This window comes from Allobosea sp. LC85 (genome assembly GCF_000735605.1).
In the GTDB taxonomy this organism is placed as follows: Bacteria; Pseudomonadota; Alphaproteobacteria; order Rhizobiales; family Beijerinckiaceae; genus Allobosea.
Genome location: NZ_JPKG01000033.1, coordinates 87,898 through 101,094 on the forward strand (window position 1 = coordinate 87,898; position 13,197 = coordinate 101,094).

General features: G+C 64.0%; 13 protein-coding genes and 2 pseudogenes. 10 read left to right on the forward strand and 5 right to left on the reverse strand.

Translation table 11 applies throughout. The features are described 5' to 3' along the window. Positions 1-227: 227 nt before the first annotated feature. A complete protein-coding gene (maiA, locus tag FG93_RS16585; RefSeq protein WP_043236288.1) occupies positions 228-863 on the forward strand; it encodes a maleylacetoacetate isomerase in 636 nt (211 codons plus the stop codon). A 291-nt stretch (positions 864-1,154) separates the two neighbouring features. Continuing rightward, complete coding sequence (locus FG93_RS16590) at positions 1,155-1,514, forward strand: DUF2200 domain-containing protein (RefSeq protein WP_043236290.1); 360 nt, start codon at positions 1,155-1,157, stop codon at positions 1,512-1,514. A 120-nt stretch (positions 1,515-1,634) separates the two neighbouring features. Here FG93_RS16590 and FG93_RS34050 read toward each other — a convergent pair. From FG93_RS34050 to FG93_RS16600, 3 genes and pseudogenes are all read right to left on the reverse strand, one after another. Beyond that, positions 1,635-1,937, reverse strand: a pseudogene (locus FG93_RS34050) (helix-turn-helix domain-containing protein); the annotation flags it as partial. Between the two features lie 31 nt (positions 1,938-1,968). Then, a pseudogene (locus FG93_RS16595) lies at positions 1,969-2,159 on the reverse strand (IS3 family transposase); the annotation flags it as partial. Positions 2,160-2,252: 93 nt separating this feature from the next. Next, positions 2,253-2,720 (reverse strand): PH domain-containing protein, encoded by a 468-nt coding sequence (locus FG93_RS16600; protein WP_043236292.1) that lies wholly within the window; start codon positions 2,718-2,720, stop codon positions 2,253-2,255. Positions 2,721-3,130: 410 nt separating this feature from the next. On the opposite strand from FG93_RS16600, the gene FG93_RS31260 reads away from it, so the two are divergent. After that, positions 3,131-3,727 (forward strand): hypothetical protein, encoded by a 597-nt coding sequence (locus tag FG93_RS31260; RefSeq protein ID WP_052513858.1) that lies wholly within the window; start codon positions 3,131-3,133, stop codon positions 3,725-3,727. Positions 3,728-4,380: 653 nt separating this feature from the next. After that, a complete protein-coding gene (ltaE, locus tag FG93_RS16610) occupies positions 4,381-5,427 on the forward strand; it encodes a low-specificity L-threonine aldolase (protein ID WP_052513859.1) in 1,047 nt (348 codons plus the stop codon). A 212-nt stretch (positions 5,428-5,639) separates the two neighbouring features. On the opposite strand, the gene FG93_RS16615 is transcribed toward ltaE, so the two are convergent. Further along, positions 5,640-5,927, reverse strand: a complete 288-nt coding sequence (locus tag FG93_RS16615; RefSeq protein WP_152579471.1) for a hypothetical protein — start codon at positions 5,925-5,927, stop codon at positions 5,640-5,642. Positions 5,928-6,318: 391 nt separating this feature from the next. On the opposite strand from FG93_RS16615, the gene paoA reads away from it, so the two are divergent. Genes paoA through FG93_RS16635 form a run of 4 tightly spaced genes read left to right on the forward strand, consistent with a single transcriptional unit; the run spans position 6,319 to position 10,449 of the window. Next, the gene (gene paoA / locus FG93_RS16620; RefSeq protein WP_081881600.1) at positions 6,319-6,954 is read left to right on the forward strand and encodes an aldehyde dehydrogenase iron-sulfur subunit PaoA; all 636 of its coding nucleotides are present in this window, start codon (positions 6,319-6,321) and stop codon (positions 6,952-6,954) included. Next, positions 6,951-7,901 (forward strand): xanthine dehydrogenase family protein subunit M, encoded by a 951-nt coding sequence (locus tag FG93_RS16625; protein ID WP_043236300.1) that lies wholly within the window; start codon positions 6,951-6,953, stop codon positions 7,899-7,901. The genes paoA and FG93_RS16625 overlap by 4 nt, the downstream gene beginning before the upstream one ends. Before the next feature lie 2 nt (positions 7,902-7,903). Further along, positions 7,904-10,111, forward strand: coding sequence for an aldehyde oxidoreductase molybdenum-binding subunit PaoC (gene paoC / locus FG93_RS16630; RefSeq protein ID WP_043236302.1), 2,208 nt, complete (start codon positions 7,904-7,906; stop codon positions 10,109-10,111). A gap of 17 nt (positions 10,112-10,128) precedes the next feature. Beyond that, the gene (locus tag FG93_RS16635) at positions 10,129-10,449 is read left to right on the forward strand and encodes a hypothetical protein (protein WP_043236304.1); all 321 of its coding nucleotides are present in this window, start codon (positions 10,129-10,131) and stop codon (positions 10,447-10,449) included. Between the two features lie 125 nt (positions 10,450-10,574). On the opposite strand, the gene FG93_RS16640 is transcribed toward FG93_RS16635, so the two are convergent. Next, positions 10,575-12,068 (reverse strand): sensor domain-containing diguanylate cyclase, encoded by a 1,494-nt coding sequence (locus FG93_RS16640; RefSeq protein WP_043236529.1) that lies wholly within the window; start codon positions 12,066-12,068, stop codon positions 10,575-10,577. Between the two features lie 189 nt (positions 12,069-12,257). Between FG93_RS16640 and FG93_RS32445 the strand changes: the two genes are divergently transcribed. Together FG93_RS32445 and FG93_RS16650 are read left to right on the forward strand one after the other, a co-directional pair. Then, positions 12,258-12,458 carry a hypothetical protein gene (locus FG93_RS32445; RefSeq protein WP_152579472.1) on the forward strand — a complete coding sequence of 67 codons (201 nt, stop codon included), beginning with the start codon at positions 12,258-12,260 and terminating at the stop codon, positions 12,456-12,458. A gap of 124 nt (positions 12,459-12,582) precedes the next feature. Further along, on the forward strand, positions 12,583-13,134 hold the full coding sequence (locus FG93_RS16650; protein ID WP_043236306.1) for a hypothetical protein: 552 nt from the start codon (positions 12,583-12,585) through the stop codon (positions 13,132-13,134). The last annotated feature ends 63 nt before the right edge of the window (positions 13,135-13,197 follow it).

Genomic DNA, 13,197 nt, shown 5'->3' on the forward strand with positions numbered 1-13,197 from the left:
GGGCCAGTAGAACGAGTTCCGGTTCAGGTCCGGGCAGCTGCGGCAGCATCCTCGAAGCGACCCACGGCGGCACTCGGCCGATCATTCTCGCCTCCGGCGAGGGACGAAGCTTTCTCGAAGAGGGCGACCAGGTCATCCTGAAATCCCTTGGCAGGCGCAGCGGCTTGGCGCCAAATGGCTTCGATGAATGCCGGGCTGCCATCGTTCCGTGTCGAGGGGGAGGCACGATGAAACTTTATACCTATTGGCGATCCACCTCCTCATACCGCGTTCGCATTGCGCTCGCGCTCAAAGGGCTCGAGGCCACACAGAGCTTCGTTCATCTCGTACGGAACGGGGGAGAGCAACATGGCGAGAGCTATCGTGCGCTCAACCCGCAAGGTCGGTTGCCGGCACTGGAACTCGACGACGGGACCATCCTGACCCAATCACCCGCCATTATCGAATATCTCGAGGAGATATATCCGGCTCCGGCTCTCCTCCCGCGCGACCCGATCATGCGTTCAAAGGTCCGGGCTGTCGCAGCGATCATTGGCTGTGACATTCATCCCCTCCACAATGTCGCGCCGCTTTCCTACCTTCGGCGAACCCTTGGGCATGCCGAACCGGAGGTCACGGCCTGGATCACCACTTGGATTGGGCAGGGGCTGGCCGCAGTCGACGCATTGATTGGCGAAGAGGGCTATTGCTTCGGCCCCCAGCCCGGTTTGGCGGATGTCTACCTGCTGCCCCAGGTCTACGCGGCGCGGCGTTTCCAGGTGCCGATGGACAGTTGCCCGCGAATCCTGCGGGTCGAGCGCTTGTGCAACGATCACCCCGCATTTCAGAGTGCTCATCCGTCGATGCAAGGCGATGCCGAGTAGTTGGCTCGACATGTTGGCAAAGGCTCCTCTTCCGCTCGGCGCCACAACCGGGCTTTGGCTCCCGAAAGCGGACCTCACAAGCGCGACAGCGGCATCTCCGAAGCCGACCCAAACCGGAACTCAACTGGACTGGTCGGGGGAGATGAGCCGGGCCTTCCCAAGCACACAACCTGATAGGCTTGGGAAGCTTCGGGGCGTCCTGGCCGACCCCGAAGCTTGAACCACGGCCTAAGGTTTGCTCTCTTACGTCTGCGCACCTTGTGCTCGCGCCGACCTGTAATAGTGGACGTGATGGCCCAGCACCCCATCTACAGAATGAGCTTCGCCAAAGTTTATCCGCTTCTGGTTGCCAAGGCGGAGAGGAAGGGCCGCACGAAAGCGGAGGTCGACCAAATCATCCACTGGCTGACCGGCTACGACCAAGAGGCGCTCTCCTCCCAGCTCGCGAAGAATACAGACTACGAGACATTCTTCGCCCAGGCGCCGGCGCTCAATCCTGCGCGTGCCGACATAAGGGGAACTGTCTGCGGTGTCCGAGTCGAAGACATAGCCGAGCCGTTGATGCAGGAGATCCGCTATTTGGACAAGCTCATCGACGAACTCGCCCGGGGGAGGGCGATCGATAAGATCCTATACCACCGGCAAGCATAGATCTGGCATTTGTGTCGACGTCCAAGGCTCCCTTTGGTCCGCCTCCCGCCCCACCCGGTCATTGCGACGGCCGGCTAGCTTGAGGCAGCCACGCGCCAACTGCCGACGTTAGGCCATTGCTCAAACCGGACGTAGGAAAGCACCGAAGTGACCACGCAAACCGGCGGCCTGGCCCGGCCGCCCTTTAAGCGTGTGCTTAGCGGTCTCGTTGGGTGTCTCACCAAACCGGCGTTGATAAGCGGTCGCAAACCGCGCCAAATTTGTGAAGGCGTATCGGCGAGCAACTTGGCTGACGACCGCCTCAGTGGAGCGGTTGGCCAGTTCATCTCTTATCAGGTCGAGCCGGATACGATGGAGAGCGGCTAACGGCGTCTGGTCGCGAAAACGATTGAACACGGCCTCAAGCGTTCGCAGGCTGCACCCGGCGCCTGCTGCCGGTTCTGTGGACCATCAGTTAGGCTAGTCCGACCTCCTTTTCGAACTCAACCGGACTGACATAGCCGATGGTCGAGTGCCTGCGGATCGTGTTGTAGAACCGCTCGATGTAATCGAGCACATCGGCTCTTGCGGCATCGCGCGTCCGATAGACCTGCCCCTGATCCGCTCGGTTTTCGGGGTGGAGAAGAAGCTCTCCATGGCGGCATGGCCGCGTCCTCATCCGTCGAAACATCCCGCCGGTTTTGAAATCGCCGGCCGCCTGAGCAAACTCGGTTCGACGCTGCCCCTATTCGTCACCGGTTAGCCCTGTGCGTCGTTTCCCGTGATGCTGTTTCGAAGCTCGATTGGGTTGGCGATGGTGCGGAGCGTCTTGAAACCTTCGCCGGTGCCAAGGATCGTCACGTTGCCATAGTCGAGCATGCGCCCCAAGATTGATTGATCGATCTGGACGCTCTCGACCTTGTCCATGTTCATCTCCGTGGTCTCCCGCTGGATGAGACCTTTCTTGTAGATGACCCGTCGGTTGGTGACTGCGATCTCGGTGACCCACGAGTGGAACCATTGCTGAATCAGGAGGACCGCCGCAACCAGGGCGAGGGCGTGTCCCGTATACCGCCAAAGCCCCGGCAGGAACTGCGAATAGCTGAGCCAGTAAGCGACCACGGCTAGGAGCGCAACCGCAACACCGGGCCAGTACACTATCCAATGAATGGACGAGATGTGCCGGACCTGCTCATTGGGCTGCAAGACGCGCTGAACGTAGCTCATGAGAATGGGTCTCCTTCAGCAGCATAGGGAACGCCACCCGATATTCCAACCACGGTGGGGACCATTAGGGCAGGTGCAGAAGATTTTCCGATTAAGCCGCTACGGCACCATTGAATCTTGCCACTCCTTGCACGGCCTATTGGCTCTCCCGATTATAGCAATGCACGCGCTGCGGCATGAAGATGAGCCAATGCCATTGCATTCTGTCGCAGACGCACGCGTCGCTGATCTGGGTGCGCTGTGGACTTGGCAGTCGCAGCACAGGAAGGCAGCCGGGCGTGGTGATGCCCCGCTGGGACTCATCGAAATAAACATGTTATCATTCCGTTAAGGAATTCATCGAATTGCCTCGCGGACAAGTCCAGCCGCGCGTCTGCAATCCAGTGGCGGGCTTTGACACAGGTGAAGTCATGAATACACTTCTTGCACTCCCTGTTGCCGCTCTGATTGGCGTCGGCAGTCTCGTCTTCACCCCGAGTGATGCGGAAGCCCAACGCCGTGGTATCGGCGCAGGTGGTGGATACCGAGGCACTGCCGTGGGCGGTGGCTATCGCGTCGGATATCGTGGCGCGTACCGTGCCGGATACCGTGGAGCTTACCGTGGGGCGGCATACCGTGGCGGTTACTACGGCAACCGGTACTACGGTGGCCGGGCGCTCGCAGCGGGTGTCGGTCTCGCAGCAGGTGCTGCCTATTACGGCAGCGGCTACGGCTACGGTTCAGGCTATGGCTACGCCGCTCCTGCCGAATACGGCTATAATACCAATGGCGGCTATAGCGACGCTTCCTATGCCACCACCACATATTCCGGCAGCGGATATTGCGATCCGGGAATCGTGAGCGGCTATCCGCAGACCGTCTACTACAACACGCCGGCCTCAACTTACTATGGCGGTAGCGGCTATTATGGCGGCGGCTACTACGGTGGAAGCTACTATGGCGGCGGCTACTATGGCCGACCTGTTGTTCGTGCGGGCATTCGCCGCGCCGTATACTACAATAACTGACCAGTTGTTGGGCACTACGGCAGGCGCTGGTAAATCTCCAACACCTGTAGGGTATCAGCGCACTCGTCGCGGTCCTGGTTCGAAACAGCCGATCCGCCAAATCTGACCAAATATCGCCGCAGCGAAGTCGCCAGAGCGAGGTCGCGCTGGTCCCAACGCCTGCCCAATCACGCCTTGAAGCGGGTCCTAGCGCGAACCAAGTCGTTGATGAAGCGAGAATGGCGCTCCCGACACGATTCGAACGTGAGACATTTACCTCGAGGACAATGCCCCCACTGAGATGGCCTAAAGTTGGCTATCGCCCCCTTGGCTAACACCGGATTATCCATGAACCAAGACGCCGACAGGGGACGCTATCAAAGTCCGGAATGGGCCAAACTCTCCCGTCCCGCGCTCTGCCGCGAAGGTCTCACTTGGGTCGTTTGAGGCTCGGGTCGTTTGGGGTCATTGGGCTGGAAGGCCCCCAAAGTCTCCCATATCGACAGCGCATGCGTGCGCTGGGGGGCCTGAGTTTGCTGCTGCGTCAAGTGCTTATAGAGAGGGGCGGGAGGTTTGATGCGGAGCTGGTCCAACCGAAGGCCTTGCATCATGTTTCATCCAGCACCCAATCGGCCCTCGCGGGGGCACGTTCACGCTCAACGAGGATCTGATCGATGCTAGTGGACGACTTCCGTTCGGATACGGTCACGCGCCCCGATGCGGGGATGCGCTCTGCCATGGCTGCGGCCGAGGTTGGCGACGCCGTCTACGATGACTGCCCGACCACCAGGCGCCTGGAAGCGATCGTCGCCGAGCGATTGGGAAAGGAAGCCGCGCTCTTCTTCCCCACCGGCACGCAGGCAAACCTGGCCGGGCTCATGGCTCATTGCGGCCGCGGCGACGAGTATCTCGTCGGCCAGATGGCTCACACCTATCGGCTCGAGGGCGGCGGCGCCGCGGTCCTGGGGTCGATCCAGCCGCAGCCTCTGCCCAATGAGCCGGATGGGACGATCGCACTGGACGCCATTGCGAACGCGATCAAGCCGAACGACTTTCACTTTGCAGTCACACGGCTGCTCGCGCTGGAAAACACCTTCAACGGCCTGGTCCTGCCCGACGCCTATCTGCAAGCCGCAACTGAACTCGCCCGTTCTCGCGGGCTTGCGACGCATCTGGACGGTGCGCGGTTGATGAACGCTGCCGTGGCGAGTGGCCGGGACGCGGCATGGATTGCGGCGCAGTTCGACACCGTGTCCCTGTGTCTCTCCAAGGGGCTGGGAGCGCCGGTTGGATCGGTCCTCGTCGGCCCCAGGGACTTCATCGAGAAGTCCCGCCGGATCAGGAAAATGCTGGGCGGCGGCATGCGCCAGACCGGCGTGCTGGCCGGGGCCGCGATCTACGCCCTGGAACACAACGTCGCGCGGCTCGGTGACGATCATCGCCGCGCCGCAGATCTCGCGACCGTGCTGGCGCGTTATCCCGAGCTTGGCGCGGGACCATCACGCACGAACATGGTGTTCATGACGCCCAAGGGGCTTGATGTCAGTGCTTTCGTCGCGTTTCTGCGCGGTCGCGGCATCGCGGTCGGCGGGCGATACGGAACGCTGCGCTGGGTGACCCATCTGGACGTGGGCGACGATGCCGTGGAGCGGGTTGCCGAGTCCTGCGAGGTCTTCTTCGACACGCAAACCTCGCCCGCCGGATTGAGAGCGCAGGCCTGAGGGCCAGGCGCTGGCAACCGGCCGCAGTTGATCTGATTGGACGCTTGTATCAGGACGATTTCGCGATCGACTGCAGCATGTCTGTAGAGCATCGCCGCCCGCCTATGTCTGCCATCGGCCGCCGGCGCTAGCGGGCGCAAGCGCGCCGCTGGTCGCCCGCGGCGCAAAGTCCATTGTGGTCCCTCTCTGCAAGTTTCCCGTCCTCGCTGCGCTCAGACCTTCGGTGGAAGTCCACCGCGATCGAAGACCGGCACCGACTCTGTCTTGCCGGCCAAAGGGTCTCCCGTCGGCACATCTTCGGCCGCGCGCCGGATGGCCTCTTCGGATTCCGTCAAGCCATCCGGCGTGTCGTTGGCATCGCTGCCTTCGTCATGAACATTGGTGCGGTCGCTGACGCGGCGGCCCGTGGTGACCGGATCCGACGCGATCGGGCTCTTGGTCGGGGTTGGCGGTTTGCGCTCGTCCTCGAGCAGCGCAGGATTTTCGCGGGGCTTTGGCATGGCGTCCTCCTGTTCGCATGGCTTGCTCCTGTTGGGGAGGAAGCCTCCGGAAAACGATTTGTTCCGGGGTTGGCGCGGCGCCAGGAGCACACGCATCGCAAGGCCAGGCGCGCAGATGGCAAGAGCACGGCAAGAGCGGATATTTATCAGGTACTTCCGGACATTAGTTGATGGCTGAAAGCAACGTGCCCGCGTGGTCGGAGATGATGCGCCCGGGCCCTGATGACGTCGTTGTGTACTCCCTCATTTAGAAACGGAATGAACTGGACGGCCCTTTCGCGGTTGTTCCGACAGCGCGGCAGCGAGCCTGGGCGCAGGCGCCAAAGGCTGCAACACCAACACCACGCCAAGACACCACGCCAAGACACCACGACAAGACACGGAGGCGGATATGCCAAATCCCAGCGAACTCGCATTGAACAGGCGTGACCTGATGGTCGTCGCCGGCGCCTGTGCAGCGCTGCCCGCCATGGGTGCGAGCGCGCATGCCCAGCCGGCGCCGGTCGGAGCACCGGTGCTCCATGACGTGTCGTTCGAGGTGAACGGCCGCCGGCACGCGCTGTCGATCGATACCCGCACCACCCTGCTCGATGCCCTGCGCGAACATCTGCATCTCACCGGTACGAAGAAGGGGTGCGATCATGGCCAGTGCGGCGCCTGCACGGTGATCGTCGATGGCCAGCGGATCAATTCCTGCCTGACGCTTGCCGTCATGCACCAGAACGCCAGCGTCACGACGATCGAAGGCCTGGGGACCGCGGACAAGCTGCATCCGATGCAGGCCGCCTTCGTCAGGCATGACGGCTTCCAGTGCGGCTACTGCACACCCGGCCAGATCTGCTCGGGCGTCGCGATGTTCGACGAGATCAGAGCCGGCATCCCGAGCCATGTCACCGCCGACCTGACGGCTGCGGTCGTGGCGAGCGAGACCGAAATCCGCGAGCGCATGAGCGGCAATATCTGCCGCTGCGGCGCCTACTCCAACATCGTCGAGGCGATGGTCGAAATCGGCGGGAGGCAGGGATGAGAGCTTTCACTTATGAGCGCGCAAACTCCCCGGCTGCGGCGGCAGCCGCGGCAGCCGGGAACCCAGAGGCAAAATTCATCGCCGGAGGCACGAACCTGCTCGATCTGATGAAGCTGCAGATCGAAACGCCGTCGCACCTGATCGATGTCAACGGCCTGAAGCTCGACACGATCGAAACCACGGACGATGGCGGCCTGCGGATCGGCGCGCTGGTGCGCAACACCGCGCTGGCTGCCGATGCGCGCGTCCGGCGCGACTATGGCGTGTTGTCCCGCGCCCTGCTGGCGGGGGCCTCGGCCCAGCTCCGCAATCGCGCGACAACCGCCGGCAATCTGCTGCAACGGACCCGCTGTCCCTATTTCTACGACACCGCCCAGCCCTGCAACAAACGCGAGCCCGGCAGCGGCTGCTCGGCGCTTGGCGGATTCAGCCGGCAACTCGGCGTCATCGGGGTCAGCGAGGCCTGCATTGCGACGCACCCTTCCGACATGGCGGTGGCCATGCGCGCGCTCGACGGCACGGTCGAGACCGTCAAGGCCGACGCAACGACGCGGACGATCCCGCTCGCCGAGCTGCATCGCGCGCCCGGGACGACACCCCATCTCGAGACCACCCTGGCGCAAGGCGAGCTGATCACGGCCGTGAGATTGCCAAGACCCATCGGCGGCAGGCAGATCTATCGCAAGGTGCGCGACCGCGCGTCCTATGCCTTCGCGCTGGTCTCGGTCGCTGCCGTCATCCAGCGGGACGGCTCCGGCCGTATCGCGCTCGGCGGCATCGCCCCAAGACCCTGGCGGAGCGAGGCCGCGGAGGCGGAGCTCAGGCGCGGCGCCAAGGCCGCGGCGGCAGCCCTGCTCGAGGGCGCCAGGCCGACACGCGAGAACGCGTTCAAGCTGCCGCTGGTCGAGCGCACGCTCAGTGCAGTCCTGTCCGAAGCGAGGGCCTGATCATGAAATTCGAGATCCCCGCGACGCAAAACCCGATCGATCAAACGACCGTCATCGGCCAGCCGCGTGACCGTATCGACGGCCCGCTCAAGGTCTCAGGCACGGCGCCTTATGCCTATGAGCGGCACGATGCCGCCCCGAACCAGGCCTATGGCTATGTGCTGGGAGCGGCGATCGCCAAGGGGCGTATCCTGTCGATCGACCTGAAGGAAGCCAGGGCTGCGCCCGGCGTGCTCGCCATCGTGACGGCGAGCGATGCCGGCAAGCTCGGCAAGGGCAAGCGGAATACCGCGACGCTGCTCGGCGGTCCCGAGATCGAGCATTATCACCAGGCCGTCGCGCTGGTCGTGGCGGAGACGTTCGAGCAGGCCCGCGCGGCCGCAAGCCTCGTGCGCGTCGACTACGCCCCGAGCCAGGGTGCCTTCGATCTGGCGGCCGAGAAGGAGCGCGCCGTCAAGCCGCCGAGCGAGGAATCCACCCCGACCGACACGCAGGTCGGCGATTTCACCGGCGCTTTCGCAGCAGCTCCGGTCAGCCTCGACCAGACCTATACGACGCCGGACGAGAGCCACGCGATGATGGAGCCGCACGCGACGCTCGCGGCCTGGGAGGGCGACAAGCTCACCGTCTGGACCTCGAACCAGATGGTCGACTGGGCTGCGACCGACCTTGCCCAGACGCTCGGCATTCCCAGGGCGAACCTGCGCGTGGTCTCGCCCTTCATCGGCGGCGGGTTCGGCGGCAAGCTCTTCCTGCGCGCGGATGTGCTGCTGGCGGCGCTCGGCGCGCGCGCTGCGGAGCGCCCCGTCAAGGTCACCCTGCATCGCCCGTTGATGATGAACAACACCACGCATCGCCCCGCCACGATCCAGCGCATCCGGATCGGCGCGACGAAGGACGGCACGATCACGGCCATCGGCCACGAAAGCTGGTCCGGGGATCTGCCCGGCGGTGGCCCCGAAGTGGCGGTCCAGCAGACCCGCCTGCTCTATGCCGGGGCAAATCGGATGACGGCGATGCGCCTGGCCGTGCTGGATCTGCCGGAAGGCAACGCCATGCGCGCGCCGGGCGAGGCGCCGGGGTTGATGGCGCTTGAAATGGCCATGGACGAGATGGCCGAGAAACTCGGGATGGATCCGATCGCCTTCCGCGTTCTCAACGACACCCAGGTCGATCCGGAAAAGCCGCACCGGCCCTTCTCGATGCGCCGCCTCAATGAATGCTTCAGGATCGGCGCCGAGCGCTTCGGCTGGAGCCGTCGCAGCCAGCGGCCGGCCCAGGCGCGCGACGGCCGCTGGCTCGTGGGCATCGGCGTCGCAAGTGCCTTCCGCAACAACCTCGTCACGAAATCGGCGGCGCGTGTCGGTCTCGACAGGCAAGGCGTGGTGACGGTCGAGACCGACATGACCGATATCGGCACCGGCAGCTACACGATCATCGCCCAGACGGCGGCCGAGATGCTGGGTGTCGACCTCGACAAGGTCATCGTCCGGCTCGGCGACTCGAACTTTCCGGTGTCGTCGGGTTCGGGCGGGCAATGGGGCGCCAACAGCTCGACGGCCGGCGTCTACGCCGCCTGCGTGAAACTGCGGGAGACGGTTGCCCAGACATTGGGGATCAACTCCAGCGAGGCGGTATTCACCGACGGCGAGGTTCGCGCCGGCAACCGCAGCGTACCTCTCGCCCGTGCGGCAGAGGCCGGCCCTCTCGTCGGCGAGGACGCCATCGAGTTCGGCGATCTCGACGAGACCCATCAGCAATCCACCTTCGGAGCCCATTTCGTCGAAGTCGGCGTCGATGCCGCCACCGCCGAGACGCGCATCCGGCGGATGCTGGCGGTCTGCGCGGCAGGGCGGATCCTCAACCCGAAGACCGCACGCAGCCAGGTCATCGGTGCGATGACCATGGGCGCGGGCGCGGCCCTGATGGAGGAGCTTGCCGTGGACACGAGACGCGGCTTCTTCGTCAACCACGACCTTGCCGGCTACGAGGTGCCGGTGCACGCCGACATTCCGCACCAGGAGGTGATCTTCCTCGACGAGACCGATCCAATGTCATCGCCGATGAAGGCAAAGGGCGTCGGCGAGCTCGGCATCTGCGGTGTCGGTGCCGCGGTTGCCAACGCGATCTACAACGCGACCGGCGTGCGTGTGCGGAACTATCCGATCACGCTCGACAAATTGCTGGAACGAATGCCCGACGCGGCCTGAAGCAATCGGGAGGAAGCATGCAGGGCGATCCTGATGACCAGCAGGCCTTCATCAACACCCTGGCTGCGTCGCTGGCCGGTGCCGTCAGCGTCGGCAGGAACGCCCTGACGGAGATCGCCATTCTCGCCGGGCCGGAGCGTCTCGATGCCCTCGAGCAGCAGTTTCTGACCGATGCCAAGAACGCATCGATCGAAGGCGTCTCGATCGACGAGGATCTGCGTCTGCTCGACACGATCGTCGCGACAGTCGGGATGATTTTTGCCCAGGCTCGCGAGGCCGCGTCCGACCGTCTCGGTGATCAGCCGCGGCGGGGCCCCGGGCGGCCGACCCCCGACTAGACCGCCTGCGTCCGTCCGAACGCAGGCGGTCTATCTCTTTGTTCAGGCATCGGGTTTTCCCGAAAACCACTCAGCGGCACTGGCACGTGCCGATAACAGGCCGTTGGACCGCAATCAGCCCCGCCTCAGGGCATGGGCAGCAGGTCCGGCCGGCGACGATCGTGATCGTTGTTGGCGTAGTAGCTGCGCTTGTCCTCATACATCAGCCGGTCTGCACGTTTCACCAGGGACTCCATCGATTCGCCCGGCTCGGAGGTGGCCATGCCGAGCGACATGCTGAGCGCCGTGTCGCCATGGAACTGGTTGTTGAGCTCGACCAGCTGCTGGACATTGGCCAGCACCAGCGCCGCTTCGCCCGTGCCGGCGCCGGGCAGCACCACGGCGAATTCGTCGCCGCCGATCCTTGCTGCGAAGAGCGGCTTGTCCACGGCCTTGGCGAGCACCTCGCCGGCGCGGCGCAGCAAATCGTCGCCGGCGCCATGGCCGCACTCGTCATTGACGCGTTTCAGGCCGTTGAGATCGACCAGCATCAGCGAGACGCGCTGTGTGCGCTTGCGTTCGAGCCGGTTGAGCTCGTCCACATAGAAGCTGCGGTTGTAGAGCTTGGTCAGCACGTCGTGCTTGCCGAGGAATTCGAGATAGGCCTCGGCCTTGCGCCGGGCGGTGATGTCGGTCAGCGCCACCTGGACCAGCGACCAGCTCTGTTCATGGCCCGGCAACACCGAGAATTGCAGGTGCAGGTAGAGCAGGGTGCCGTCGAGCTTGTAATTCACCACCTCGCGCTGCTGGAAGATCTTGCCGTTCCACAGATCGATGAGCTGTTCGCGGAAGGGCACGCGCATCTCGCCGCGGAAGGTCTCGTCGAGATTGTCGAGCAGATGCGCCTTGTCGCGGGCCGCGAAGAGTTCGAGCGTGTGCCTGTTGACGTCGATCACCCTGATCTCGTGCATGCAGCGGTCGATGAATTCGGGATGCACTTCGGTGAAGACACGCAGGTCCTCGATGCCCTGCTCGCGCAAATCGTCGAGCAGGGCTTTGACATGGCGGAAATCCTCGACCCAGAGCGAGACCGGCGAATGGTCGAACAGGCCGCGCGCATAGGCCTCGCTCGCCACCAGCTCGCGCCGCGCCTGCTCGCGTTCGGTGATGTCGTCGATCGCCACCAGCACCCGGTTCCAGTTCGCCTCATGGCCCGGCAGGATGCGGCCGTGGATCTGCACGTCGAGGCGGCCGCCCGACAGCGTGTAATTGACGGTGCGGCTGCTGAAATCGAGCTTGCCCTGCCAGAGCTGGACGAGCTCGTCGACATGGCTCTTCAACATGTCGGCCCGGAAGACCTGGTCGAGATTGGCCATCAGATGCTCGGTGTCGGTCGCACCGAACAGGCTCAGGGTCTGCTGGTTGACCTTGAGCAGGCGGATGCGGCTGGAGCAGGCCTTGACGCGCTCGACATCGGCTTCGAGGAAGGCGCGCAGATCGCTGACGCCTTGCGCCCGCCATTCCGCGAACAGCGCCAGTATCCCGCTGTAATCCTCAAGCCAGAGCGAGACCGGCGCGAGATCGAACATATGTCGATCATCTGCCGCAACGGGGGGGATGGCAGGGGGCACGCTTGTCATCGACCATTCCATTTCCGGCTTGCCCGGAGGGCTTAAGCCGCCGATCGCCCGGCCGGCCAATCCTGATTCGTTGGGCACCATGATACCGCAAGTGGTGACGCAGGTTCGGTCATCGGGGCGCATCCCGGGCAGAGAAATGAGCCCTGAAGCATCGGCCCGAAAAGTGGATCGCGGTTTTCGGAAAAGCCGATGCAAGCGCAGAAGGTCTGCATCGGCCCGAAAAGTGGATCGCGGTTTTCGGAAAAGCCGATGCAAGCGCAGAAGGTCTGCATCGGCCCGAAAAGTGGATTGCGGTTTTCGGATAAGCCGATGCAGGCGCAGAAGGTCTGCATCGGCCCGAAAAGTGGATTGCGGTTTTCGGAAAAGCCGATGCAAACACAAAAAGCCTAGTTCATCGAACCGGATACGATATCCAGTCCGATGAACGAACGGCGACGGCCCGTGCGGTGGGTTGGGAACAAGCGCGATGCAGGTCGGTTCGGTCCGAGGGGTATCCCGCCAACGGAGATGCGTCATGGTCCAGACCGTCACACGCTCCTACGAGGACCACAACGCTGCCGAGACGGCGGTGACGCGGCTTGAGGCTGCCGGGCTCTCCCCGGACGATATCAGCCTCATCAGTTACCGGCAGGCCGAGATCGCGGATGGCGCGGCGACGGGCGCCGGGATCGGCGGCGCAGTCGGAGGCGGCGCCGGATTGCTCGCGGGGCTGACAGCCCTGCCAGTGCCCGGTATCGGTCCGGTCCTTGCTGCCGGGTGGATCTTTGGCACGCTTGCGGTCGGAGCGACGGCGGGGGCCACCGCCGGCAGCCTGATCGGAGCCATGGCGGGTGCCGGCTTCAGCGACGACGAGGCACATTATCTGGCCGAAACCGTCCGTCGCGGCGGCGCCGTCGTGTCCGTCCGAACCAGCGACAGCCACGCGCCGGCCATCGCGAAGATCATGGATGGAGCAGGGCCGATCAATGTCGAGCTGCGCCGGGCCGAATACCAACGCGGAGGCTGGACCCGCTTCGACGAACAGGCAGGCCCTTATGCGCCGCCGGCCTGGTCCGACCTGTCTTGAGCCGCGCCGTTGCCCTTCAAGCTCCGTGTTACGGATTGCTACAGTCAGGAACCGGCCATTGGC